The following is a 21,364-nucleotide window of genomic DNA, read 5'->3' on the forward strand; positions in this document are numbered from 1 at the left end:
CTTTCCTCTTTCAGAGTCAACCCCGATTTTCAGGATTTTTTCTCTTTATCGAACCGGCTAATTTGTGAAGTGATTCACTGTGCCGTCTCGATGGAGGCGCATTATAGGGATCCCACTTTTTAGCACAAGTACTTTTTCGATCTTTTTTTCTGAATGTTTAGTTTTCACACTTTTCGCTGAGATCCTGTTCGATCTGCCCTCTTTCCAGCCCTTTACTCCCTTGCCATTGCTCAAGAAAGCAGCCACAGTCTATTCATGCAATGAATTTACCTGAGGTGTTTATGTCTGCGGTACTGCGTGCTTTTCAAAAAACTTTCCCAAAACTGGGCGAACGAGTCATGGTTGATCCCACCAGCGTGGCGATCGGTGATGTAAAACTGGCTGACGATGTCAGTATCTGGCCGTTAGTCGCCATTCGCGGGGACGTAAACACCGTGACGATTGGCGCACGTACCAACATTCAGGATGGAAGCGTTCTTCATGTTACCCATAAGTCTTCTTATAAGCCCGAAGGGAACCCGCTGATCGTTGGCGAAGATGTGACGGTAGGCCATAAGGTTATGCTGCACGGCTGCACGATTGGCAATCGGGTATTAGTCGGTATGGGATCGATCTTGTTGGATGGGGTAGTAATAGAAGATGATGTGATGATTGGCGCTGGCAGCCTGGTACCGCAGAACAAACGTCTGGAGAGCGGTTATCTCTATTTAGGCAGTCCGGTAAAACAGATTCGCCGTCTGACTGAAGCGGAGCTGGCCGGCTTGCTCTACTCCGCTAACAATTATGTCCGCTGGAAAGATGAGTATCTGGCTCAGGACAGCCAGTACCAGCCCTGATCGCCTTCCTGCTCGTCTTCGATAAGGCTTTCGACTTCTTCTTCAATATCCCAGCGATGCTCCCGGAATAAAGAGAGCCACTCTTCTGCGCAATTGCCACCAAAGCGAGCGGCAATTGCCTCCGAGGCCATAGCACAACCCACCTGAAAGCCATTAACCAACGCCGGAAAGCAAACAGCCTGGCGTTCTTCATCCCAGCGTTCACGATCCGGGAACTGAATGGCCTGGTTCACGCCGTCATTTCTCTTTTCAAAGTTTCAATAACCGGTGCAACCTCCGGCATAACGCCATGCCAAAGCATAAAGGCATGTGCGGCCTGCCCCACCAGCATGCCCAAACCGTCCGCATAGTGGACTACGCCGTGCCCGACGGCCCAGTTCAAGAAGGGCGTCAGTCCTTTCTGGTAAAACATGTCATAACAGCTTACGCGGTGCGAAAGGAGAGAAACCGGCAACGCAGGAATTTCGCCGCCAATCCCGCTGGACGTGGCATTGATCAGCAGATCAAACTCATGCCCTTCGAGCTTATCCATTGCGACGGCATTAACGCTGCCCGTGTGGTGAAAGAGCGTGGCAAGCTCTTCGGCCTTTGCAAACGTTCGGTTAGTTATCGTAACCGAGCAGTCCAGTGACAGAAGCGGTAACAAAACACCACGTGCGGCACCGCCGGCGCCCACCAGCAGAATACGATCGCCAGGTTTGATCAGCTTCAAACGTTCAAGATCGCTCAATAAACCAATACCGTCGGTATTGTCCCCAAGCAAACGACCATCCTCCAGGCGCTTGAGCGTATTGACCGCGCCCGCAAGTGCTGCGCGCTCCGTCAGTTCGTCCGCATGGGCAAAAGCCTGCTCTTTAAAAGGCACCGTGACGTTGGCGCCTCTGCCCCCTTCATTAAAGAAAGCATCCAGCGTTTCAACAAACTCGTCCAGCGGAGCAAGCACGCGTCCGTAAGAATGCTCAATGCCTGTTTGCCCGGCGAAAAGGCGGTGAATAAGAGGAGACTTGCTGTGTTGAATAGGGTTCCCGAAGACGGCGAAGGTTTCCATAATTACCCCTGACGGAAGAGTTCGCCGGTTAAGGCATCGCGGATTTCTGAAGGGTTCAGTCGCCCACCGGTGTCTCCCATAAGCACCGGGAAGCTCTCACCAAACTGCTGCAGGACTTCCTGCGCAGTGCGGCACGGAGGCAGACCTGTAAGGTTCGCACTGGTCGACACCAGCGGTTTATCGTAGGCAAGGCATAGCTCTTTCACTAGCGGGTGATTGGTCACGCGCACCGCCAGAGAATCAAAACGCCCGGTCAGCCATTTTGGTGTGGAAGGCAAAGCAGGGAAAACAAACGTAACTGGCCCAGGCCAATTGGCGAACACCGAGGAAAGCCGTTCTTCGCTCAGTGCAGCGACGTTAATGTAAGGTTTCAGTTGATCAAAATCGGCCGCAATAAGGATAAGTCCCTTTTCTACCGGACGCTGTTTCAGTTCTAACAGACGGGTAACCGCGAGCTCACTGTCGGGATCGCAACCGACGCCAAATACGGCTTCGGTTGGGTAAGCGATGACTTGCTGTTCTTTCAGGGCCGCTACGATCTGCGCGAGCTGGCCTTCAGGCAGGTTATTATTCACTGGCTTATTCCGCCGTTACCGGCTTTCCACATTGTTTATTGGCACAGAAGCGTTTCACGCCCTGGGCCGTTTTCTTTTCAATAAGCAGCGGGTACTGACAGTCAGAGCAGATGCCCGCTACCGGCTTCAAGTTGATGACGAACTGGCACTCCGGGTAGCAATCGCAAGACCAGAAGGTTTTGCCGTAGCGCGAACGCCGCTGAACCAATTGCCCTTTCTGGCATTGCGGGCAAGCTATCGCGGTCTCATCAGGTTTATCAATGACTTCCGTGTGTTCGCATTCAGGATAGTTGCTGCAGCCGATAAACATGCCAAAACGCCCCTGACGTAACACGAGCGTGGCCTGACAAACCGGACACTGCTGACCATCAAGCACTTTAACTATATGGCCATCGGCCTGGCTCTTTAGCGGGCGAACATAGTCGCATTCCGGGTAGTGGGAACAGCCCAAAAATGGGCCGTGTTTACCGGAACGTATTGTTAACTCTGCCCCGCATTGGGGGCAGGGTTCATTTTTTGGCACCGAGAACAGTGCTGACTTGGCCATAACATCTCATGCTGCAACTCAATTTAGTGCAGCATACCTTCATTTGCCTCGAAGAGTAATTCTTCCATTTGCTGGTAGGCGTTTTCACAACCCGGAATATTGAACAACACCATCAGCACAACCCATTTCAGATCTTCAAGTTCGAATTCTGCGGTATCCAGCGCCAGTACGCGCTCAATAACCATTTCACGGGTTTCGAGATTTAGCACCTGAATCTGCTCAAGGAACAGTAAAAAGCCCCGGCAGTCCGCATCGAGCCGCTGGCTCTCTTCTGCGGTGAAAATACGCATGGAGAGAGGATCCGCAGCAAGCTGCATCGGCTCGGTCAAACCTTCCTGATAGTCAGCCAGCTTTTCAAGCCACACTAAGGCGTTAAAAATGTCCTCACGATCAAAACCCGCGTCGGTGAGATCGCTCGTCAGCTTATCCTGGTCAACGCGCATTTCTGCTTCGCTGTGGATGTAGGTTTCAAATAAGTACATTAGTACGTCGAACATGGCATGCCCTCCTCAATCGGACATAGCCGCCGGGTACAGCTGCGATCCATCCTGCTAACTCCAGTTCGAGTAGCTGAGCTACCGTCTCTGGCACAGGTTGGCCGGCACGTTCAGCGACGACGTCAACAGGTGTAACCTCATCTCCTACGTTAGCCAACAGATTGGGAAATGGCAATGCGCCGTCTTGTTGATTTGGCGAATATATTGGCACATTGTGCGAAGCGGGGAGCCAGTGCAGTTCAGAGGACAGATAATCGAGGATATCCTGCGGGCTTCGGGCCAGATTTGCACCCTGCTGAATCAGCCAATGTGGGCCTTCACTGCCTGGGCTACCAATCGTGCCTGGCAAGGCAAACACCTCTCTTCCCTGCTCAACGGCATAACGAGCGGTAACCAGAGATCCGCTTCGCTCCCCGGCCTCCACCACCAAGACAGCCCGGCTTAATCCGCTGATGACACGATTGCGCCACGGAAAGTTCGATGGCCACGGCGTGCAGGAAAGGGGAAATTCAGACACTACTGCCCCGCCCTGTTCCACAATTTGCCTGGCCAGCATCAGATGGCGTTTAGGATGAACGCTGCCTAAACCATTACCCAGCACGGCAATTGTTTTACCTTGAACACTCAGGGCAGCACGATGAGCAACACCGTCAATTCCCAAAGCCAGACCACTGGTTATTACCAGCCCTGCCTGAGCAAGTTCCTCACAGAACTGCCGACAATTGCGTTCACCGTAATCGGAGAGATTACGACTGCCGACAACGGCGAGCTGATTTTGGCTAAGTTGCGAGGGATCCCCGGCTACAAAGAGGGCTGCAGGATAATCATTTATAGCGCGAAGCTGTTCCGGGTAATGAGCATCTTCCGCCGTCAGCAAGTAGTGCCCCGGTTTATCAAGCCATCTGAGACTGGCTTCAAGCTGACGCTCATCAAATGCATTAAAGAGTGCACATTCGCTTGCGCTTAATCCCGAGCCAGGCAAGCTTGCTCTATCTATTGCGGGGCTGCGTTGCAGGAAGTGGGCTATTTTTAGGAACTTATCACCACTTAGTCCTTTAACAGCCATAAGACGTAACCAAATCTCCGTTCGCAGCACCATTTCCTCCTGCCACAGGCCATAAAAGCAATCCTTGCGATTGGTCACTGATGCTGTCAATCAGCCGGGGAAATGTCTAGAATAGAGGGAATAATCCTTTCTACTACTGAACACAGCTCTGGATATTTATGGCAGTTTTGCAAGTATTACATATTCCCGACGAGCGCCTTCGCAAAGTCGCTAAACCGGTCGAAAAAGTGAATGCGGACATTCAGCGCATCGTCGATGATATGTTCGAAACAATGTATGACGAAGAAGGTATTGGCCTGGCCGCTACGCAGGTTGATATTCATCAGCGCATCATCGTTATTGATGTTTCTGAAAACCGCGACGAGCAGCTGGTGCTGATTAACCCAGAGCTGCTGGAAAAAAGCGGCGAGACCGGTATCGAAGAAGGCTGTCTGTCTATTCCGGAACAGCGAGCACTGGTGCCACGCGCGGAGAAAGTGAAGATTCGTGCGCTGGACCGTGAAGGTAAAACGTTTGAACTGGAAGCGGATGGTCTGCTGGCTATTTGTATCCAGCACGAAATGGATCACCTGGTCGGTAAACTGTTTATCGATTATCTGTCGCCGCTGAAACAGCAACGTATTCGTCAGAAAGTTGAAAAACTCGACCGTTTGAAAGCGAAAGCTTAAGGACAATAAGCAACGTGTCAGATTCTCTGCGTATTATTTTCGCCGGAACCCCCGATTTTGCAGCGCGTCATCTTGACGCGCTGTTGTCTTCTCAGCACCAGGTTGTCGGCGTCTTTACGCAACCAGACCGCCCTGCAGGCCGTGGTAAAAAACTTATGCCAGGCCCGGTAAAAGTGCTGGCTGAAGATAAAGGCATTCCGGTCTTTCAACCCGCTACGCTTCGCAAGGCGGAAAATCAGCAGCTTGTTGCCGATCTCAATGCCGATGTGATGGTTGTGGTTGCCTACGGCCTGATTTTACCGCAGGCGGTGCTTGATATGCCTCGTCTGGGCTGCGTGAACGTACATGGTTCGCTACTGCCACGCTGGCGCGGTGCCGCACCGATCCAGCGTTCTTTATGGGCGGGCGATGCAGAAACTGGCGTCACAATCATGCAAATGGACATCGGCCTCGATACCGGCAATATGCTGTATAAGCTGTCCTGCCCGATTGAAGCAGAAGATACCAGCGGTACGCTGTACGATAAGCTGGCAGGACTTGGTCCACAAGGTCTCCTGGACACGCTTCAACAGTTAGCCAACGGAACAGCCAAACCAGAAGTGCAGGATGAAGCGCTGGTGACCTATGCTGAGAAGCTCAGCAAGGAAGAAGCACGCATCAACTGGAATCTTTCCGCCGCTCAATTGGAACGCTGCATTCGCGCCTTTAACCCGTGGCCAATGAGCTGGCTGGAGATTGACGGGCAGCCGCTGAAAGTCTGGCGTGCTTCGGTCATCAGCACTCAGGCAAACTCGGTGCCCGGCACCATTGTTGCCGCCAGTAAACAGGGCATTCAGGTCGCGACCGCTGACGGCATTCTGAATCTTGAAGAACTGCAGCCCGCCGGTAAAAAAGCCATGAAAGCACAGGATCTCCTGAACTCACGCCGTGAATGGTTTGAGCCTGGAACGGTCCTGGCCTGATAAAACCGCACCTATACGCCCGGGGTAACCTGGGCATTTTTGTTTATAGCGCTGGAAAAACCAGAGCACGGTAATGAAAAAAACACTGAATCTTCGCAGCCTGGCTGCCCAAACTATTGAACAAGTTGTCGAGCAAGGACAATCATTAAGTAATGTACTGCCTGCGGTACAGCAGAAAGTCTCGGATAAAGACAGAGCCCTGCTGCAGGAGCTGTGCTTTGGCGTGCTGCGTACTCTCCCGCAGCTGGACTGGCTGGTTGGCAAACTCATGTCGCGTCCGATGACCGGAAAACAGCGCACGATCCATTACTTAATTATGGTCGGCTTCTATCAGCTTCTGTATACCCGCATTCCTCCACACGCGGCGCTTGCCGAAACCGTTGAAGGCGCAATCGCTATTAAGCGGCAGGCATTCAAGGGCTTAATCAACGGCGTACTGCGTCAGTTCCAGCGTCAGCAGGAAAGCCTGATGGCGGAAGCCGCTAATCATGAAAGTCGTTTTCTGCACCCAAGCTGGCTGCTGCAGCGCCTGAAGAAAGCTTATCCGGAGAGCTGGGAAGCCATTGTCGATGCGAACAATCAGCGTCCCCCAATGTGGCTGCGTGTAAATCGTCAGCATCATACCCGAGAAGCCTGGATGGCATTGCTTGCTGAAGCAGGTCTCGAAGGACATATCCATCCAAAATACAGTGACGCGGTGCGCCTTGATGCACCGGCCCCTGTCCAGGCTTTACCAGGATTTGAACAAGGCTGGGTGACGGTTCAGGATGCTTCTGCTCAGGGAAGCGTTGATCTTTTAGATCCGCAAAACGGCGATACCATACTGGATCTTTGTGCCGCCCCAGGCGGCAAGACGACACATATTCTGGAAGCTGCACCGAACGCAAAAGTCATGGCCGTCGACGTTGATGCTCAGCGTCTGAAACGCGTGCATGAAAACCTTGCGCGGTTAGGTATGAAAGCAGAGGTGAAGCAGGGAGACGGTCGTTTCCCGGTACAGTGGTGCGGCGACACTAAGTTTGATCGCATTCTGCTTGATGCACCGTGCTCGGCAACCGGCGTCATTCGTCGCCATCCAGACATCAAGTGGCTACGCCGTGACAGGGATATCGCCGAGCTGGTTGCCCTGCAAAAAGAAATTCTGGACGCTATCTGGCCTCACCTGAAATCAGGCGGTACGCTGGTTTATGCTACCTGTTCTATTCTGCCTGACGAAAACAAAGATCAGGTCAGCGCGTTTCTGGCGAGTCATGCCGATGCCAAACTGGTTGAAACCGGTGACGAAAAGAGGCCCGGCATTCAAAATCTGCCCGCGGCAGACGACGGCGACGGCTTCTACTACGCTAAGCTAATTAAGAGCTGACTCCCTTCAGGGCAAGTCATAAGTTTCATCACTCGTGAAGCGATAAACGATGAAAATAATCATTCTGGGTGCCGGTCAGGTCGGCGGCACTCTGGCGGAAAACCTGGTCGGTGAGAACAACGATATCACCGTCGTCGATACCAACCAGGCTCGCCTGCGTATTCTGCAGGACAAGTTCGATCTGCGTGTAGTCCAGGGCCATGGGTCTCATCCCCGGGTACTTCGTGAGGCGGGTGCGGATGACGCAGACATGCTGGTTGCCGTTACCAGCTCTGATGAAACGAATATGATCGCCTGCCAGGTGGCCTATTCACTGTTTAACACGCCAAACAGGATTGCCCGTATTCGAGCGCCGGACTATGTTCGCGATGCGGAGAAACTGTTCAATGCGGAAGCGGTGCCTATCGATCACCTGATTGCTCCAGAACAGCTGGTCATCGACAATATTTATCGCCTGATTGAATACCCTGGCGCACTTCAGGTCGTAAATTTCGCAGAAGGCAAAGTGAGTCTGGCGGTAGTAAAGGCCTACTACGGTGGTCCACTGGTAGGTAATGCACTTTCCACCATGCGCGAACATATGCCGCATATCGATACGCGTGTCGCCGCAATTTTCCGTCATGATCGTCCTATTCGCCCACAGGGGTCGACCATCGTTGAAGCAGGCGATGAGGTCTTCTTTATAGCGGCTTCGCAGAATATCCGTGCGGTTATGAGCGAGCTTCAGCGTCTGGAGAAACCTTATAAGCGTATTATGCTGGTGGGCGGCGGTAATATTGGCGCAGGTCTGGCCCACCGCCTGGAGAAAGATTACAGCGTAAAACTGATTGAACGCGACCAGCAGCGCGCTTCTGAGCTTGCGGAAATGCTACAAAATACCATCGTATTTTATGGCGACGCCTCAGATCAGGAATTGCTGGCTGAAGAGCATATCGATCAGGTCGATCTGTTTATTGCGGTTACCAACGATGATGAAGCCAATATTATGTCGGCCATGCTGGCCAAGCGTATGGGGGCCAAAAAAGTCATGGTTCTCATACAGCGTAACGCCTATGTCGATTTAGTGCAGGGCAGCGTTATCGATATTGCTATCTCTCCCCAGCAGGCAACGATTTCTGCCCTGTTGGGACATGTTCGCAAAGCCGATATTGTTGGTGTTTCATCCCTTCGCCGCGGCGTTGCTGAAGCCATCGAAGCCGTTGCACACGGTGACGAAAGTACTTCCCGCGTTGTAGGACGAGTGATTGATGAAATAAAGCTTCCGCCAGGGACGATCATCGGCGCCGTGGTACGTGGCAATGATGTCATGATCGCCAATGACAACCTGCGTATAGAGCAGGGCGATCACGTGATTATGTTCTTAACGGATAAGAAATTTGTCAGCGATGTAGAGCGGCTGTTCCAGCCAAGCCCATTCTTCCTCTAAACTCACCGGGGCAGAAATCTTTCTGTCCCGTTTCTTTGTAAGAAAACCACTTTACTATTATGGAATTAACAAAAAAATCTTATTTCCTGCGGCAATGGAAATTAAGACATCCTTTGTTAGAATTATTACTGTCAGCCGGCACAAGGAGAGATAAATGAGTATTTTAAAAGAGTTTCGCGAATTCGCGATGCGCGGGAACGTTGTTGATTTGGCAGTGGGTGTGATTATTGGTGCAGCATTCGGGAAAATTGTTTCCTCGCTGGTTGCGGATATTATTATGCCGCCACTGGGTCTGCTGATTGGGGGGGTTGATTTTAAGCAGTTTGCACTGACGCTGCGTGACGCGCAGGGTGATGTGCCTGCAGTGGTCATGCACTACGGCGTCTTTATTCAGAATATTTTTGACTTCGTGATTGTTGCATTTGCCATCTTCATGGCCATCAAAGTGATTAATAAACTAAACCGTAAGAAGGCTGAAGAGCCTGCGGCACCTCCGGCACCTTCTAAAGAGGAAGTATTGCTGAGCGAAATCCGCGACCTGCTAAAAGAACAGAACCAGCGTAATTAATACTGGCTGCTAAAAGCAGAAGGCCAGTGGTAAAAAAGCTCATTGCTTGTTTGCCACTGGCCTCCCAGTTACCCCGATTACCGTGTTTCTCGTTGCGCTGATAACTGCCTTTCCCTTTCTTATTCTTCTCTACTCTTTGCCTGAACAGTGGGTCATGTAACAGAGCCTCAATGGCGTTATCTTTAATTTGGCCTTTTTGATGGCGGTATTTAGTGCTCATAATTACTCCAGATGGCTTTAATTAGCGCCGCGAGTCTATTCTTTGTTCAAAAAAAGATCAAGCGACTATTTCTTACTGCTTGCTCCCTGCTCCAGAGCTTCCAGGATTGAGCAGTAAACGCTGCTGTGTGCGGTACCGCAGCAAGCATCGTTCAGGCGCTGCAGCGAACGTCGCATATTCTGCAATTCTTTAATTTTGGACTCTACCTCGCTTAGCCGGCTTTGCACAATGCCTTTAGATTCCTGACAGGTATGGTGCTCAGGATCGATACGGATCGACAGCAGTTCGCGGATGGCTTCCAGAGTAAACCCCAGCTGCTTGGCGTAACGGATGAACTTAAGGCGCTGGAGATCGCTGTCGCTGTAAAGGCGAAAACCACCTTCAGTTCGCACCTCATGATCCATCATCTGCTGTTTTTCATAATAACGAATAGTATCTGGCGTCACATCTGCCAGCTTTGCCAGCTCACCTATACGAAACATCATTTTTCCTCGACAATTTGCTGCATCAGTTTTACGGCATACTCACCGCGTAAGAAATCTGTATTTATGCCTGCCTGACGAAGCTTGAGCTCAAGCAGTGCGAGCTTGCTGCTGATTGCCTGGTATTCCTCGCTCTGAGCATGCACCGTTTTCAGCAGATCAACCAGCTCAAGCGCATCTTTACGTTGCTGCATCTCCGGCGGTAAACAACCCGCATTTTTAAGCAGACGGTATCCGGCACGGAGTTCGGGAGGAACATGACTGTCATCATCGAGCATTATGGGTTCACCGCTGCCCGGCAGACAATCAAAATCACCGTTACGCTGGGCATCAACAATATGTCGTTCCGCCCACTGATCGAGTAACCACATAGCGACCTCAGATCAACAAGGAGTAATACAAGAATACGAGGAAAGTATCGGGAAGGGGATATTCTGGATATAAAAAAACCGGGCAAGCCCGGTTTTTCTACGTTACTACAGATTACTCTGCAGCAGCTTCTGTTTGAGACTCGGCGCGATCAACCAGCTCGATGTAAGCCATCGGAGCATTGTCACCAGCACGGAAGCCACACTTCAGAATACGAGTGTAACCACCTGCACGGCTCGCAAAACGCGGACCCAGTTCGTTAAACAGTTTTGCCACGATCTCGTTATCACGAGTACGGGCGAATGCCAGACGACGATTAGCAACGCTGTCAGTCTTGGCAAGAGTAATCAGCGGCTCAACTACGCGACGCAGCTCTTTCGCTTTAGGCAGGGTCGTCTTGATGATCTCATGACGAACCAGTGAACCTGCCATGTTGCGGAACATAGCCTGGCGATGGCTGCTGTTGCGGTTCAGTTGACGACCACTCTTACGATGGCGCATGACCTTATCCTTCTCAGTAAAACCTTAACCTGTGATCCGGTTACTCGTCAGCAATGCTTGCTGGTGGCCAGTTTTCCAGGCGCATGCCCAGAGACAAACCACGAGAAGCCAGCACGTCTTTAATCTCGGTAAGAGATTTTTTACCCAGGTTAGGCGTTTTGAGTAGCTCAACCTCGGTACGCTGTACCAGATCACCGATATAGTGGATAGCTTCTGCCTTAAGGCAGTTAGCAGAGCGGACAGTCAATTCCAGATCGTCAACAGGGCGCAGCAAGATCGGATCGAATTCTGGTTTCTCTTCTTTAACTTCCGGCTGACGCACATCACGTAGGTCAACGAAAGCTTCAAGTTGTTCTGCCAGAATGGTTGCCGCACGACGAATCGCCTCTTCAGGATCGATTGTGCCGTTGGTTTCCATTTCGATGACCAGCTTGTCCAGGTCGGTACGCTGTTCTACACGCGCTGCTTCAACATTGTAGGCAATACGCTCTACAGGGCTGTAGCAGGCGTCGACCAGCAGACGGCCGATTGGGCGCTCATCTTCTTCCGAATGAATTCGGGTAGAAGCCGGCACATAACCGCGACCGCGCTGAACTTTGATACGCATGCTAATAGCGGCGTTCTCATCGGTCAGGTGGCAGATCACATGCTGCGGCTTGACGATTTCGACATCACCATCATGGGTGATGTCGGCTGCGGTCACAGGGCCAATGCCAGATTTATTCAGGGTAAGAATAACTTCATCTTTACCTTGAACTCTTACCGCCAGCCCTTTCAGGTTGAGCAGGATTTCCAGGATATCTTCCTGAACGCCTTCTTTGGTGCTGTACTCGTGCAGTACACCATCAATCTCAACCTCAGTCACCGCGCAACCCGGCATCGATGAAAGCAGAATACGGCGCAGTGCGTTACCAAGAGTATGGCCAAAGCCACGCTCTAACGGCTCAAGGGTCACCTTGGCGTGCGTCGAACTCACTTGCTCGATATCTACCAGGCGTGGTTTTAGAAACTCTGTCACAGAACCCTGCATTGTGTCCTCTCTTTGGTACTAAGCTTTACTTGGAGTAAAGCTCGACGATCAGGTGTTCGTTAATGTCCGCGGACAGATCAGTACGCTCAGGCTTACGCTTGAACACACCTTCCATCTTGGCAGCATCAACTTCCAGCCAGGTTGGCTTTTCACGCTGCTCAGCCAGCTCCAGAGCGGCCTTAACGCGAGATTGCTTTTTGGCTTTCTCACGGATGCTGACTACGTCATTCGGAGTTACCTGATAAGAAGCGATGTTAACAACGCGACCATTTACCATAATTGCTTTGTGGCTAACCAACTGACGTGATTCTGCACGAGTGGCGCCGAAGCCCATACGGTAAACTACGTTGTCCAGACGACCTTCCAGCAGAGCCAACAGGTTTTCACCGGTGTTGCCTTTCAGACGAGCTGCTTCTTTATAATAGTTACGGAACTGACGCTCCAGCACACCGTAGATACGGCGAACTTTCTGCTTTTCACGCAACTGCACACCATAGTCAGACAGACGCGGTTTACGCGCACCGTGCTGGCCAGGAGCTTGTTCAATCTTACACTTGGTATCGATCGCGCGAACGCCAGACTTAAGGAACAGGTCTGTGCCCTCACGACGGCTCAGCTTGAGCTTAGGACCCAAATATCTTGCCATTTTCTTTCTCCAACAATCCTAGAAAACGAAGCGTTATACGCGGCGTTTTTTCGGCGGACGACAACCGTTGTGAGGGATCGGAGTCACATCAGTAATATTAGTGATGCGGAAACCAGCGGCGTTCAGAGCACGAATAGTTGATTCGCGGCCTGGACCCGGACCCTTAACCATAACTTCCAGGTTCTTGATACCGTATTCTTTCACGGCTTCTGCGCAACGCTCTGCTGCAACCTGAGCTGCAAACGGAGTGGATTTGCGAGAACCACGGAAACCGGAACCACCGGCAGTTGCCCAACCCAACGCATTACCCTGACGATCGGTAATAGTAACGATGGTGTTGTTGAAAGAAGCATGGACATGAGCCACGCCGTCAGAGACTGTTTTTCTTACACGTTTACGTGCACGAATTGGTGCCTTTGCCATTATTCAATCACCCCGATTATTTCTTGATCGGTTTGCGCGGACCCTTACGGGTACGGGCGTTGGTCTTAGTACGCTGACCGCGCACTGGCAGACCACGACGATGACGCAAACCGCGATAGCAACCAAGGTCCATCAGACGCTTGATGCTCATACTCACTTCACGGCGCAGATCACCTTCAACGACAAATTTGGCAACTTCGTCACGCAGCGTGTCGATTTGTTCTTCAGACAGCTCACTGATCTTAACATCTTCAGCGATACCCGCCGCAGCGCAAATGGCCTTGGAGCGAGTCTTGCCGACACCGTAGATCGAAGTTAATGCGATCACGGCGTGTTTTTGATCAGGAATGTTAATGCCTGCTATACGGGCCACTATGCACTCCTACTATTTAGATTATGCGTCCCATGCCGAAAAGCCCGTTTTCAGGATACTCAAATGGAAACGCATAGACATACAAAAGATTGGCTGGCTAATCTAGCCAGCTCAACCCAACTTTGCAAGAAAAATATGCGAGATAATCAGCCTTGACGCTGTTTATGCTTCGGCTCTACGCTGCAAATCACGCGAATAACACCGTCACGCTTAACGATTTTGCAGTTACGACATAATTTCTTGACGGAAGCACGAACTTTCATTTTTACTCTCCGTAACTTCTCAAGCGACAATTAACGGCCGTAGCCTTTCAGGTTCGCTTTCTTCAATGCAGACTCATACTGACTTGACATCATCAGAGTTTGCACTTGAGCCATAAAGTCCATGATAACGACAACAACGATCAGCAGTGAGGTCCCACCGAAGTAGAACGGCACTTTCATTGCATCGCGCATGAACTCCGGGATTAGGCAGATAAAGGTAATGTACAGCGCACCAACCAGAGTCAGGCGGGTCATTACTTTATCGATATACTTCGCCGTTTGTTCTCCCGGACGAATTCCTGGTACAAATGCACCGGACTTCTTCAGGTTATCTGCTGTTTCACGCGGGTTGAAAACCAACGCCGTGTAGAAGAAACAGAAGAAGATGATTGCAGACGCATAGAGTAACACATAAAGCGGTTGCCCAGGCTGCAAATACAGCGAAATTGTTGTCAGCCAGTTCCAACCGGTACCGCCCCCGAACCATGACGCGATGGTTGCCGGGAACAGAATAATACTGGAGGCGAAGATCGCAGGGATAACCCCGGCCATGTTCACTTTCAGCGGTAAATGTGTGCTCTGCGCAGCATAGACACGACGACCCTGTTGACGTTTAGCGTAGTTGACCACAATGCGGCGCTGGCCACGCTCAACAAAAACAACGAAGAAGGTCACTGCAAATACTAATACTGCAACCAACAGCAACAGGAGGAAGTGCAGGTCGCCTTGCCTTGCTTGCTCGATGGTATGGCCAACGGCCGGCGGAAGACCCGCAACGATACCCGCGAAGATTATGATTGAGATACCGTTACCGATACCACGTTCAGTAATCTGTTCACCCAGCCACATCAGGAACATTGTCCCGGTGACAAGGCTTACAACAGCGGTGAAATAGAATGCAAAGCCTGGATTTAACACCAGGCCCTGCATACCAGGCATATTCGGTAAACCGGTAGCAATACCGATTGACTGGAATATTGCCAGCACCAGAGTGCCGTAACGGGTGTACTGGCTGATCTTACGACGACCAGACTCCCCTTCTTTCTTCAGCTCTGCCAGCGCGGGATGAACCACGGTAAGCAGCTGAATGATGATCGATGCCGAAATGTACGGCATGATACCCAGCGCGAAGATAGAAGCACGGCTGAGAGCACCACCAGAGAACATGTTAAACATTTCAATGATAGTGCCTCGCTGTTGCTCAAGCAGTTTGGCAAGTACAGCGGCATCAATACCAGGGATCGGAATAAAAGAGCCAATACGAAACACAATCAGCGCACCGATAACAAACATCAGTCTGCGTTTCAGCTCGCCGAGGCCGCCTTTAGCACTTTGAAAATCTAATCCCGGTTGTTTTGCCATCTGCTACTTATTCCTCGATTTTACCGCCAGCAGCTTCGATAGCAGCACGAGCGCCTTTGGTCACACGCAGGCCGCTAACAGTTACCGGACGAGTTACCTCACCAGACAGGATCACTTTCGCGAACTCAATCTGAATACCGATAATGTTTGCTGCTTTCAGCGTGTTCAGGTCAACTACGTCGCCTTCAACTTTCGCCAGATCGGACAGACGAACTTCTGCCGTGATCATTGCTTTGCGAGAGGTGAAACCGAATTTCGGCAGACGACGGTACAACGGCATCTGACCACCTTCGAAACCACGACGTACGCCACCACCAGAACGAGAGTTCTGACCTTTGTGACCACGACCGCCGGTTTTGCCGAGGCCAGAACCGATACCACGACCCAGACGCTTGGAAGCGTGCTTAGACCCTTCGGCCGGAGACAGAGTATTTAAACGCATCTCTTACTCCTCAACTTTAACCATGTAGGAAACCGCGTTGACCATACCACGTACAGCAGGAGTATCCTCGCGCTCTACGGTGTGGCCAATACGACGCAGACCCAGGCCAAGCAGCGTTGCCTTGTGTTTCGGCAGACGACCGATTGCACTGCGGGTTTGAGTTATTTTAATAGTCTTTGCCATGGTCAATTACCCCAGAATTTCTTCAACGGATTTACCACGCTTGGCAGCGACCATTTCTGGAGAATTCATATTCGCCAGGCCATCGATAGTTGCACGAACCACGTTAATCGGGTTAGTAGAACCATACGCTTTAGCCAAGACGTTATGAACACCAGCGACTTCCAGGACGGCGCGCATTGCACCACCGGCGATGATACCGGTACCTTCGGAAGCCGGCTGCATGAACACACGGGAACCTGTGTGCACACCTTTAACAGGGTGCTGCAGGGTGCCGCTGTTCAGCGCGACGTTAATCATGTTGCGACGGGCTTTTTCCATCGCTTTCTGGATCGCTGCTGGAACTTCACGCGCTTTACCGTAACCAAAACCAATACGACCGTTACCGTCGCCTACCACTGTCAGAGCAGTGAAGGAGAAAATACGACCGCCTTTAACGGTTTTAGATACGCGATTTACCGCGATCAGCTTTTCCTGCAGTTCGCCAGCTTGTTTTTCGATGTGAGACATCTTACACCTCTACCTTAGAACTGAAGGCCAGCTTCACGGGCAGCATCTGCCAGTGCCTGGACACGACCATGATATTGGAAACCAGCACGGTCAAAAGCAACTACGGTGATGCCTTTTTCCAGCGCGCGCTCAGCTACAGCTTTACCTACAGCAGCAGCGGCGTCTTTGTTCCCAGTGTACTTCAGTTGCTCAGTGATAGCTTTTTCTACAGTAGATGCAGCTACCAGAACTTCAGAACCGTTTGGTGCAATTACCTGTGCGTAAATGTGACGCGGGGTACGATGTACCACCAGGCGAGTTGCACCCAGCTCTTTGAGCTTGTGACGTGCGCGGGTCGCACGACGGATACGAGCAGATTTCTTATCCATAGTGTTACCTTACTTCTTCTTAGCCTCTTTGGTACGCACGACTTCGTCGGCGTAACGAACACCCTTGCCTTTATAAGGCTCAGGACGACGGTAGGCGCGCAGATCTGCTGCAACCTGACCGATCATCTGCTTATCAGCGCCTTTCAGCACGATTTCAGTTTGAGTCGGACATTCAGCAGTGATACCTGCCGGCAGCTTATGCTCAACAGGGTGAGAGAAGCCCAGGGCTAAATTCACCACGTCGCCTTTAACGGCTGCACGATAACCTACACCAACCAGCTGCAGCTTCTTAGTGAAGCCTTCGGTAACACCGACAACCATTGAGTTCAACAACGCACGAGTGGTACCCGCTTGGGCCCACGCGTTTGCAAAACCTTCGCGCGGAGCGAAAGTCAGAGCATTTTCAGCGTGTTTTACTTCAACAGCATCGTTGATAGTACGAGTCAGCTCGCCGTTTTTACCTTTGATCGAAATAACCTGACCGTTGAGTTTTACCTCTACGCCTGCAGGAACAACGACCGGTGCTTTAGCAACACGAGACATTTTATTCCTCCAATTACGCTACGTAGCAGATAATTTCGCCACCAAGACCAGCCTGGCGCGCTGCACGATCAGTCATAACACCTTTAGAGGTAGAAACGACAGCAATACCCATACCGGCCATAACTTTAGGCAGCTCATCTTTTTTCTTATAGATGCGCAGACCTGGGCGGCTGACTCGCTGAATGCTCTCTACCACAGCCTTGCCCTGGAAATACTTAAGAGTCAGTTCCAGTTCAGGCTTGATGTCGCCTTCAATTTTAAATTCTTCAATATAACCTTCTTCCTTCAGCACGTTGGCGATTGCCACTTTCAGCTTGGAGGAAGGCATGGTGACCGCAACTTTGTTCGCGGCCTGACCGTTACGGATACGGGTCAGCATATCCGCGATCGGATCTTGCATGCTCATCTGTCTCTACTCCCGTGATTCAATTGGTGACAATTACCAGCTAGCCTTTTTCAAGCCAGGCACTTCACCGCGCATGGCGGCTTCACGCAGCTTGATACGGCTCAACCCGAACTTGCCCACATAACCATGTGGACGACCAGTCTGGCGGCAGCGTTTACGCTGACGGGACGGGCTGGAATCACGCGGCAGAGTTTGCAGCTTGAGAACAGCGCTCCAACGGTCTTCGTCGGTCGCGTTCACATCAGAAATGATAGCTTTCAATTCTGCGCGTTTAGCGAAGAATTTATCAGCCAAAGCAACGCGCTTTACTTCGCGTGCTTTCATTGATTGCTTAGCCATGAAGTAACCCTACCTTACTTGCGGAACGGGAAGTTAAAGGCAGCCAGCAGAGCACGGCCTTCATCATCAGATTTCGCAGTAGTGGTAATGGTAATATCCAAACCACGGACGCGATCGACTTTGTCGTAATCGATTTCTGGGAAGATGATCTGCTCACGGACACCCATGCTGTAGTTACCACGGCCGTCGAAAGACTTAGCGGACAAGCCACGGAAGTCACGGATACGCGGTACAGCAATAGTGATCAGACGCTCAAGGAACTCCCACATGCGTTCGCCACGCAGAGTTACTTTACAGCCGATCGGATAGCCCTGACGGATTTTGAAGCCTGCAACAGATTTGCGTGCTTTGGTGATCAACGGCTTTTGACCGGAGATTGCTGTCAGGTCAGCTGCTGCGTTATCCAGCAGTTTCTTGTCAGCGATCGCTTCACCAACACCCATGTTCAGGGTGATCTTCTCGACCCGAGGGACTTGCATGACAGAATTGTAGCTAAACTCAGTCATGAGTTTGTTAACTACTTCGTCTTTGTAGTAATCATGCAGTTTCGCCATCGTACTACTCCAAATTACTTGATAGTTTCGCTGTTAGACTTGAAGAAACGGACTTTTTTGCCGTCTTCGAATCTAAAGCCTACACGGTCAGCCTTGCCGGTTGCCGCGTTGAAGAGCGCAACGTTAGAAACCTGAATTGCAGCTTCTTTTTCAACGATGCCACCTGGTTGGTTCAGGGCCGGAACCGGCTTCTGATGTTTCTTAACCAGGTTGATACCTTCAACAATGATCTTGCCGGAAGACAGAACATTTTTTACTTTACCGCGCTTACCTTTATCTTTACCGGTTAACACGATAACTTCGTCATCACGACGGATTTTCGCTGCCATGATTCGCTCCTTAGAGTACTTCTGGTGCCAGAGAGATAATTTTCATGAACTTCTCATTACGCAGTTCACGAGTTACCGGCCCAAAAATACGCGTGCCGATTGGCTGCTCGCTGTTATTGTTTAAAATAACGCATGCATTACCATCGAAGCGAATGACAGAACCGTCCGGGCGACGAACACCCTTCCTGGTGCGCACCACTACCGCTTTCAGCACATCGCCTTTCTTCACCTTACCGCGAGGAATTGCTTCCTTGATGGTAATTTTGATGATGTCGCCGACGCCTGCGTAGCGACGGTGCGAGCCACCCAGAACCTTGATACACATTACGCGACGCGCGCCGGAGTTGTCGGCCACGGTCAGCATAGTCTGTTCTTGGATCATTTCAGTGCTCCGCTAATGTCAACTACTACTTCGGGACCTGAAATTCAGGTCGTTAAAAAGCCCCATAAACGAGGGCGCGGCATTATAACACCGGTTCCTGAATATGGGTAGAAAAAATAAACGGCTCATCGCTGAGCCGTTTATTTGTTTGAGAAGGCTTACTGTATTACAGAACCGCTTTCTCTACAACGCGAACCAGCGTCCAGGACTTAGTCTTGGACAGCGGACGGCATTCGCGGATTTCAACCACGTCACCGATACCGCATTCGTTGTTCTCGTCATGTACGTGCAGTTTGGTCGTACGCTTGATGAATTTCCCGTAGATCGGGTGCTTCACAACACGTTCGATGGCAACAACAATGGATTTCTCCATTTTGTCGCTGACAACGCGACCTTGCAGAGTACGGATTTTATCGGTCATTACGCACCCGCCTTCTGAGTCAGTAAAGTCTTAACACGTGCAACATCACGACGAACCTGCTTCAGCAGGTGAGTCTGTTGCAGCTGGCCACTTGCAGCCTGCATGCGCAGGTTGAACTGCTCACGCAGCAGGTTCAGCAGCTCGGTGTTCAGCTCTTCGACGCTCTTTTCACGCAGCTCTTTTGCTTTCATTACATCACCGTCTTAGTTACAAAGGTGGTTTTGATAGGCAGTTTTGCTGCTGCCAGCTTGAAGGCTTCACGGGCCAGCTCTTCAGGTACGCCGTCCATTTCATACAGGACTTTGCCTGGCTGGATCAAGGCAACCCAATACTCCACGTTACCTTTACCTTTACCCATACGCACTTCAAGCGGCTTTTCGGTGATCGGTTTGTCCGGGAATACGCGGATCCAGATCTTACCCTGACGCTTAACTGCACGGGTCATTGCACGACGTGCTGCTTCGATCTGACGGGCAGTCAGACGACCACGGCCAACAGCTTTCAGACCGAAAGTGCCGAAGCTAACATCCGTGCCCTGCGCCAGACCACGGTTGCGGCCTTTGTGCACTTTACGGAATTTTGTACGCTTTGGTTGTAACATCAGCGACTCTCCTTACTTACGGCCTTTACGCTGCTGCTTTTTAGGTTGAGCAGCCGGTTCCGGTTGTTCAACAGCAGCCATACCACCCAGGATCTCACCTTTGAAGATCCATACCTTAACGCCGATTACACCATAAGTGGTGTGCGCTTCAGAGGTGTTGTAGTCGATGTCAGCACGCAGAGTGTGCAACGGCACGCGACCTTCACGGTACCATTCGGTACGTGCGATCTCGGCGCCGCCCAGACGGCCGCTAACTTCAACTTTGATCCCTTTAGCGCCCAGACGCATTGCGTTCTGTACAGCACGCTTCATAGCACGACGGAACATCACACGACGCTCCAGCTGAGAAGTGATGCTATCAGCAACCAATTTTGCGTCCAGTTCAGGTTTACGAACTTCGGCGATATTGATCTGTGCAGGAACGCCAGCGATATCCGCTACGACCTTGCGCAGTTTTTCTACGTCTTCACCTTTCTTACCGATAACGATACCTGGGCGAGCGGTGTGAATGGTCACACGGATGCTCTTAGCAGGACGCTCGATAACGATACGAGATACAGACGCCTTAGCCAGTTCCTTAGTCAGGTACTGACGTACTTTAAAATCGCTGTCCAGGTTGTCAGCGAATTCTTTGGTGTTCGCAAACCAGGTTGAGTTCCATGGTTTTACAATACCCAGGCGAATACCATTAGGATGTACTTTCTGACCCATTGCTAGTCTCCAGAGTCTCAGCGATCGGACACAACCACAGTAATGTGGCTGGTGCGCTTCAGGATGCGATCTGCACGACCTTTTGCACGAGGCATAATGCGCTTCATGCTAGGGCCTTCGTCTACGAAGATTTTCGCGACTTTCAGATCGTCAATGTCAGCGCCATCGTTGTGTTCAGCGTTAGCAATGGCAGATTCCAGTACTTTCTTAACCAATACAGCCGCTTTCTTATTGGTGTAGGTCAGAATATCCAGAGCCTGCGACACTTTCTTACCGCGAATCAGGTCAGCAACAAGGCGAACCTTCTGAGCAGAAGAACGAGCATGGCGATGTTGAGCTAAAGTTTCCATCTC

At 51.1% G+C, this 21,364-nt stretch carries 36 protein-coding genes and 1 pseudogene; 6 read left to right on the forward strand and 31 right to left on the reverse strand.

The window, feature by feature from the left end; translation table 11 throughout:
* Window positions 1–281: 281 nt before the first annotated feature.
* Window positions 282–836, forward strand: a complete 555-nt coding sequence (locus HX778_RS18105) for a gamma carbonic anhydrase family protein (RefSeq protein ID WP_038483131.1) — start codon at window positions 282–284, stop codon at window positions 834–836.
* Here the strand turns inward: HX778_RS18105 and HX778_RS18110 are convergent.
* The 6 genes from HX778_RS18110 to dprA are packed head-to-tail and all read right to left on the reverse strand — an operon-like array spanning window position 812 to window position 4,599.
* Entirely contained in the window at window positions 812–1,069 is a 258-nt protein-coding gene (locus tag HX778_RS18110; protein WP_176982707.1) for a DUF1488 domain-containing protein, read from the reverse strand. The two genes, HX778_RS18105 and HX778_RS18110, sit on opposite strands and share 25 nt — an antisense overlap.
* On the reverse strand, window positions 1,066–1,884 hold the full coding sequence (gene aroE / locus HX778_RS18115) for a shikimate dehydrogenase (RefSeq protein ID WP_176982708.1): 819 nt from the start codon (window positions 1,882–1,884) through the stop codon (window positions 1,066–1,068). Before aroE ends, HX778_RS18110 begins: the two co-directional genes overlap by 4 nt.
* A 2-nt stretch (window positions 1,885–1,886) precedes the next feature.
* Window positions 1,887–2,459, reverse strand: a complete 573-nt coding sequence (gene tsaC / locus HX778_RS18120; RefSeq protein WP_176982709.1) for an L-threonylcarbamoyladenylate synthase type 1 TsaC — start codon at window positions 2,457–2,459, stop codon at window positions 1,887–1,889.
* Between the two features lie 4 nt (window positions 2,460–2,463).
* Window positions 2,464–3,006, reverse strand: coding sequence for a type I DNA topoisomerase (locus HX778_RS18125; protein WP_176982710.1), 543 nt, complete (start codon window positions 3,004–3,006; stop codon window positions 2,464–2,466).
* Between the two features lie 23 nt (window positions 3,007–3,029).
* Window positions 3,030–3,503, reverse strand: a complete 474-nt coding sequence (gene smg / locus HX778_RS18130) for a DUF494 family protein Smg (RefSeq protein WP_038478269.1) — start codon at window positions 3,501–3,503, stop codon at window positions 3,030–3,032.
* Window positions 3,475–4,599, reverse strand: coding sequence for a DNA-protecting protein DprA (gene dprA / locus HX778_RS18135; protein WP_071843015.1), 1,125 nt, complete (start codon window positions 4,597–4,599; stop codon window positions 3,475–3,477). Before dprA ends, smg begins: the two co-directional genes overlap by 29 nt.
* A gap of 128 nt (window positions 4,600–4,727) precedes the next feature.
* On the opposite strand from dprA, the gene def reads away from it, so the two are divergent.
* From def to mscL, 5 genes are all read left to right on the forward strand, one after another.
* Window positions 4,728–5,237 carry a peptide deformylase gene (def, locus tag HX778_RS18140; RefSeq protein ID WP_038478260.1) on the forward strand — a complete coding sequence of 170 codons (510 nt, stop codon included), beginning with the start codon at window positions 4,728–4,730 and terminating at the stop codon, window positions 5,235–5,237.
* 14 nt (window positions 5,238–5,251) lie between these two features.
* On the forward strand, window positions 5,252–6,199 hold the full coding sequence (fmt, locus tag HX778_RS18145) for a methionyl-tRNA formyltransferase (RefSeq protein ID WP_176982711.1): 948 nt from the start codon (window positions 5,252–5,254) through the stop codon (window positions 6,197–6,199).
* A 73-nt stretch (window positions 6,200–6,272) separates the two neighbouring features.
* A complete protein-coding gene (gene rsmB, locus HX778_RS18150) occupies window positions 6,273–7,562 on the forward strand; it encodes a 16S rRNA (cytosine(967)-C(5))-methyltransferase RsmB (protein ID WP_176982712.1) in 1,290 nt (429 codons plus the stop codon).
* Between the two features lie 49 nt (window positions 7,563–7,611).
* Window positions 7,612–8,988 carry a Trk system potassium transporter TrkA gene (gene trkA, locus HX778_RS18155; RefSeq protein WP_038478251.1) on the forward strand — a complete coding sequence of 459 codons (1,377 nt, stop codon included), beginning with the start codon at window positions 7,612–7,614 and terminating at the stop codon, window positions 8,986–8,988.
* 154 nt (window positions 8,989–9,142) lie between these two features.
* A complete protein-coding gene (gene mscL / locus HX778_RS18160) occupies window positions 9,143–9,556 on the forward strand; it encodes a large-conductance mechanosensitive channel protein MscL (RefSeq protein ID WP_008457207.1) in 414 nt (137 codons plus the stop codon).
* 4 nt (window positions 9,557–9,560) lie between these two features.
* Here the strand turns inward: mscL and HX778_RS18165 are convergent.
* From HX778_RS18165 to rplV, 25 genes and pseudogenes are all read right to left on the reverse strand, one after another.
* Window positions 9,561–9,776, reverse strand: a pseudogene (locus HX778_RS18165) (alternative ribosome-rescue factor A); the annotation flags it as partial.
* Between the two features lie 65 nt (window positions 9,777–9,841).
* A complete protein-coding gene (gene zntR, locus HX778_RS18170) occupies window positions 9,842–10,258 on the reverse strand; it encodes a Zn(2+)-responsive transcriptional regulator (protein ID WP_038478248.1) in 417 nt (138 codons plus the stop codon).
* The gene (locus HX778_RS18175; protein ID WP_038478245.1) at window positions 10,258–10,629 is read right to left on the reverse strand and encodes a DUF1992 domain-containing protein; all 372 of its coding nucleotides are present in this window, start codon (window positions 10,627–10,629) and stop codon (window positions 10,258–10,260) included. Before HX778_RS18175 ends, zntR begins: the two co-directional genes overlap by 1 nt.
* Before the next feature lie 112 nt (window positions 10,630–10,741).
* Entirely contained in the window at window positions 10,742–11,128 is a 387-nt protein-coding gene (gene rplQ / locus HX778_RS18180) for a 50S ribosomal protein L17 (protein ID WP_008457198.1), read from the reverse strand.
* Between the two features lie 40 nt (window positions 11,129–11,168).
* Window positions 11,169–12,158: a DNA-directed RNA polymerase subunit alpha gene (rpoA, locus tag HX778_RS18185; protein WP_008457196.1), complete on the reverse strand. Its 990-nt coding sequence runs from the start codon at window positions 12,156–12,158 to the stop codon at window positions 11,169–11,171.
* Between the two features lie 25 nt (window positions 12,159–12,183).
* The gene (gene rpsD / locus HX778_RS18190; protein ID WP_038478242.1) at window positions 12,184–12,804 is read right to left on the reverse strand and encodes a 30S ribosomal protein S4; all 621 of its coding nucleotides are present in this window, start codon (window positions 12,802–12,804) and stop codon (window positions 12,184–12,186) included.
* A 33-nt stretch (window positions 12,805–12,837) separates the two neighbouring features.
* Window positions 12,838–13,227 carry a 30S ribosomal protein S11 gene (gene rpsK, locus HX778_RS18195; protein ID WP_008457192.1) on the reverse strand — a complete coding sequence of 130 codons (390 nt, stop codon included), beginning with the start codon at window positions 13,225–13,227 and terminating at the stop codon, window positions 12,838–12,840.
* A gap of 16 nt (window positions 13,228–13,243) precedes the next feature.
* Window positions 13,244–13,600, reverse strand: a complete 357-nt coding sequence (rpsM, locus tag HX778_RS18200; protein WP_008457189.1) for a 30S ribosomal protein S13 — start codon at window positions 13,598–13,600, stop codon at window positions 13,244–13,246.
* A 146-nt stretch (window positions 13,601–13,746) separates the two neighbouring features.
* On the reverse strand, window positions 13,747–13,863 hold the full coding sequence (rpmJ, locus tag HX778_RS18205; protein WP_008457187.1) for a 50S ribosomal protein L36: 117 nt from the start codon (window positions 13,861–13,863) through the stop codon (window positions 13,747–13,749).
* 30 nt (window positions 13,864–13,893) lie between these two features.
* Window positions 13,894–15,225 carry a preprotein translocase subunit SecY gene (gene secY, locus HX778_RS18210; protein ID WP_034499015.1) on the reverse strand — a complete coding sequence of 444 codons (1,332 nt, stop codon included), beginning with the start codon at window positions 15,223–15,225 and terminating at the stop codon, window positions 13,894–13,896.
* Window positions 15,226–15,232: 7 nt separating this feature from the next.
* Complete coding sequence (gene rplO / locus HX778_RS18215) at window positions 15,233–15,667, reverse strand: 50S ribosomal protein L15 (protein ID WP_008457184.1); 435 nt, start codon at window positions 15,665–15,667, stop codon at window positions 15,233–15,235.
* 3 nt (window positions 15,668–15,670) lie between these two features.
* Complete coding sequence (rpmD, locus tag HX778_RS18220; protein ID WP_004846568.1) at window positions 15,671–15,850, reverse strand: 50S ribosomal protein L30; 180 nt, start codon at window positions 15,848–15,850, stop codon at window positions 15,671–15,673.
* Window positions 15,851–15,856: 6 nt separating this feature from the next.
* Entirely contained in the window at window positions 15,857–16,357 is a 501-nt protein-coding gene (gene rpsE, locus HX778_RS18225) for a 30S ribosomal protein S5 (protein ID WP_038478233.1), read from the reverse strand.
* A 14-nt stretch (window positions 16,358–16,371) separates the two neighbouring features.
* On the reverse strand, window positions 16,372–16,725 hold the full coding sequence (gene rplR / locus HX778_RS18230; protein ID WP_008457177.1) for a 50S ribosomal protein L18: 354 nt from the start codon (window positions 16,723–16,725) through the stop codon (window positions 16,372–16,374).
* Between the two features lie 9 nt (window positions 16,726–16,734).
* Window positions 16,735–17,268 carry a 50S ribosomal protein L6 gene (gene rplF / locus HX778_RS18235; RefSeq protein WP_038478231.1) on the reverse strand — a complete coding sequence of 178 codons (534 nt, stop codon included), beginning with the start codon at window positions 17,266–17,268 and terminating at the stop codon, window positions 16,735–16,737.
* Window positions 17,269–17,281: 13 nt separating this feature from the next.
* Window positions 17,282–17,674: a 30S ribosomal protein S8 gene (rpsH, locus tag HX778_RS18240; protein ID WP_008457173.1), complete on the reverse strand. Its 393-nt coding sequence runs from the start codon at window positions 17,672–17,674 to the stop codon at window positions 17,282–17,284.
* A 33-nt stretch (window positions 17,675–17,707) separates the two neighbouring features.
* Window positions 17,708–18,013, reverse strand: coding sequence for a 30S ribosomal protein S14 (gene rpsN / locus HX778_RS18245; RefSeq protein ID WP_038478228.1), 306 nt, complete (start codon window positions 18,011–18,013; stop codon window positions 17,708–17,710).
* 14 nt (window positions 18,014–18,027) lie between these two features.
* Window positions 18,028–18,567 (reverse strand): 50S ribosomal protein L5, encoded by a 540-nt coding sequence (gene rplE / locus HX778_RS18250; RefSeq protein ID WP_016538463.1) that lies wholly within the window; start codon window positions 18,565–18,567, stop codon window positions 18,028–18,030.
* A gap of 14 nt (window positions 18,568–18,581) precedes the next feature.
* The gene (gene rplX, locus HX778_RS18255) at window positions 18,582–18,896 is read right to left on the reverse strand and encodes a 50S ribosomal protein L24 (RefSeq protein ID WP_016538464.1); all 315 of its coding nucleotides are present in this window, start codon (window positions 18,894–18,896) and stop codon (window positions 18,582–18,584) included.
* A gap of 10 nt (window positions 18,897–18,906) precedes the next feature.
* Complete coding sequence (rplN, locus tag HX778_RS18260) at window positions 18,907–19,278, reverse strand: 50S ribosomal protein L14 (protein ID WP_002438705.1); 372 nt, start codon at window positions 19,276–19,278, stop codon at window positions 18,907–18,909.
* A gap of 166 nt (window positions 19,279–19,444) precedes the next feature.
* Window positions 19,445–19,699: a 30S ribosomal protein S17 gene (gene rpsQ / locus HX778_RS18265; RefSeq protein ID WP_008457160.1), complete on the reverse strand. Its 255-nt coding sequence runs from the start codon at window positions 19,697–19,699 to the stop codon at window positions 19,445–19,447.
* On the reverse strand, window positions 19,699–19,890 hold the full coding sequence (gene rpmC, locus HX778_RS18270; protein WP_008457158.1) for a 50S ribosomal protein L29: 192 nt from the start codon (window positions 19,888–19,890) through the stop codon (window positions 19,699–19,701). The genes rpsQ and rpmC overlap by 1 nt, the downstream gene beginning before the upstream one ends.
* Window positions 19,890–20,300: a 50S ribosomal protein L16 gene (rplP, locus tag HX778_RS18275; RefSeq protein ID WP_002438716.1), complete on the reverse strand. Its 411-nt coding sequence runs from the start codon at window positions 20,298–20,300 to the stop codon at window positions 19,890–19,892. The genes rpmC and rplP overlap by 1 nt, the downstream gene beginning before the upstream one ends.
* Window positions 20,301–20,312: 12 nt before the next feature.
* A complete protein-coding gene (gene rpsC, locus HX778_RS18280; protein WP_006817277.1) occupies window positions 20,313–21,011 on the reverse strand; it encodes a 30S ribosomal protein S3 in 699 nt (232 codons plus the stop codon).
* Window positions 21,012–21,028: 17 nt separating this feature from the next.
* Entirely contained in the window at window positions 21,029–21,361 is a 333-nt protein-coding gene (gene rplV, locus HX778_RS18285) for a 50S ribosomal protein L22 (protein ID WP_002919773.1), read from the reverse strand.
* Between the last annotated feature and the right edge of the window lie 3 nt (window positions 21,362–21,364).

Source organism: Cedecea sp. P7760 (genome assembly GCF_013386425.1).
Taxonomy (GTDB): Bacteria; Pseudomonadota; Gammaproteobacteria; order Enterobacterales; family Enterobacteriaceae; genus Cedecea; species Cedecea selenatireducens.

Excerpts from the sequence above, each read along its gene's own strand:
- HX778_RS18105 (WP_038483131.1), top strand. The coding sequence starts at position 282 with ATGTCTGCGGTACTGCGTGCTTTTCAAAAAACTTTCCCAAAACTGGGC.
- aroE (WP_176982708.1), bottom strand. The coding sequence starts at position 1,884 with ATGGAAACCTTCGCCGTCTTCGGGAACCCTATTCAACACAGCAAGTCT.
- HX778_RS18125 (WP_176982710.1), bottom strand. The coding sequence starts at position 3,006 with ATGGCCAAGTCAGCACTGTTCTCGGTGCCAAAAAATGAACCCTGCCCC.
- smg (WP_038478269.1), bottom strand. The coding sequence starts at position 3,503 with ATGTTCGACGTACTAATGTACTTATTTGAAACCTACATCCACAGCGAA.
- def (WP_038478260.1), top strand. The coding sequence starts at position 4,728 with ATGGCAGTTTTGCAAGTATTACATATTCCCGACGAGCGCCTTCGCAAA.
- rsmB (WP_176982712.1), top strand. The coding sequence starts at position 6,273 with ATGAAAAAAACACTGAATCTTCGCAGCCTGGCTGCCCAAACTATTGAA.
- trkA (WP_038478251.1), top strand. The coding sequence starts at position 7,612 with ATGAAAATAATCATTCTGGGTGCCGGTCAGGTCGGCGGCACTCTGGCG.
- mscL (WP_008457207.1), top strand. The coding sequence starts at position 9,143 with ATGAGTATTTTAAAAGAGTTTCGCGAATTCGCGATGCGCGGGAACGTT.
- zntR (WP_038478248.1), bottom strand. The coding sequence starts at position 10,258 with ATGTTTCGTATAGGTGAGCTGGCAAAGCTGGCAGATGTGACGCCAGAT.
- HX778_RS18175 (WP_038478245.1), bottom strand. The coding sequence starts at position 10,629 with ATGTGGTTACTCGATCAGTGGGCGGAACGACATATTGTTGATGCCCAG.
- rplQ (WP_008457198.1), bottom strand. The coding sequence starts at position 11,128 with ATGCGCCATCGTAAGAGTGGTCGTCAACTGAACCGCAACAGCAGCCAT.
- rpoA (WP_008457196.1), bottom strand. The coding sequence starts at position 12,158 with ATGCAGGGTTCTGTGACAGAGTTTCTAAAACCACGCCTGGTAGATATC.
- rpsD (WP_038478242.1), bottom strand. The coding sequence starts at position 12,804 with ATGGCAAGATATTTGGGTCCTAAGCTCAAGCTGAGCCGTCGTGAGGGC.
- rpsK (WP_008457192.1), bottom strand. The coding sequence starts at position 13,227 with ATGGCAAAGGCACCAATTCGTGCACGTAAACGTGTAAGAAAAACAGTC.
- rpmJ (WP_008457187.1), bottom strand. The coding sequence starts at position 13,863 with ATGAAAGTTCGTGCTTCCGTCAAGAAATTATGTCGTAACTGCAAAATC.
- secY (WP_034499015.1), bottom strand. The coding sequence starts at position 15,225 with ATGGCAAAACAACCGGGATTAGATTTTCAAAGTGCTAAAGGCGGCCTC.
- rplO (WP_008457184.1), bottom strand. The coding sequence starts at position 15,667 with ATGCGTTTAAATACTCTGTCTCCGGCCGAAGGGTCTAAGCACGCTTCC.
- rpmD (WP_004846568.1), bottom strand. The coding sequence starts at position 15,850 with ATGGCAAAGACTATTAAAATAACTCAAACCCGCAGTGCAATCGGTCGT.
- rpsE (WP_038478233.1), bottom strand. The coding sequence starts at position 16,357 with ATGTCTCACATCGAAAAACAAGCTGGCGAACTGCAGGAAAAGCTGATC.
- rplR (WP_008457177.1), bottom strand. The coding sequence starts at position 16,725 with ATGGATAAGAAATCTGCTCGTATCCGTCGTGCGACCCGCGCACGTCAC.
- rplF (WP_038478231.1), bottom strand. The coding sequence starts at position 17,268 with ATGTCTCGTGTTGCTAAAGCACCGGTCGTTGTTCCTGCAGGCGTAGAG.
- rpsH (WP_008457173.1), bottom strand. The coding sequence starts at position 17,674 with ATGAGCATGCAAGATCCGATCGCGGATATGCTGACCCGTATCCGTAAC.
- rpsN (WP_038478228.1), bottom strand. The coding sequence starts at position 18,013 with ATGGCTAAGCAATCAATGAAAGCACGCGAAGTAAAGCGCGTTGCTTTG.
- rplE (WP_016538463.1), bottom strand. The coding sequence starts at position 18,567 with ATGGCGAAACTGCATGATTACTACAAAGACGAAGTAGTTAACAAACTC.
- rplX (WP_016538464.1), bottom strand. The coding sequence starts at position 18,896 with ATGGCAGCGAAAATCCGTCGTGATGACGAAGTTATCGTGTTAACCGGT.
- rplN (WP_002438705.1), bottom strand. The coding sequence starts at position 19,278 with ATGATCCAAGAACAGACTATGCTGACCGTGGCCGACAACTCCGGCGCG.
- rpsQ (WP_008457160.1), bottom strand. The coding sequence starts at position 19,699 with ATGACCGATAAAATCCGTACTCTGCAAGGTCGCGTTGTCAGCGACAAA.
- rpmC (WP_008457158.1), bottom strand. The coding sequence starts at position 19,890 with ATGAAAGCAAAAGAGCTGCGTGAAAAGAGCGTCGAAGAGCTGAACACC.
- rplP (WP_002438716.1), bottom strand. The coding sequence starts at position 20,300 with ATGTTACAACCAAAGCGTACAAAATTCCGTAAAGTGCACAAAGGCCGC.
- rpsC (WP_006817277.1), bottom strand. The coding sequence starts at position 21,011 with ATGGGTCAGAAAGTACATCCTAATGGTATTCGCCTGGGTATTGTAAAA.
- rplV (WP_002919773.1), bottom strand. The coding sequence starts at position 21,361 with ATGGAAACTTTAGCTCAACATCGCCATGCTCGTTCTTCTGCTCAGAAG.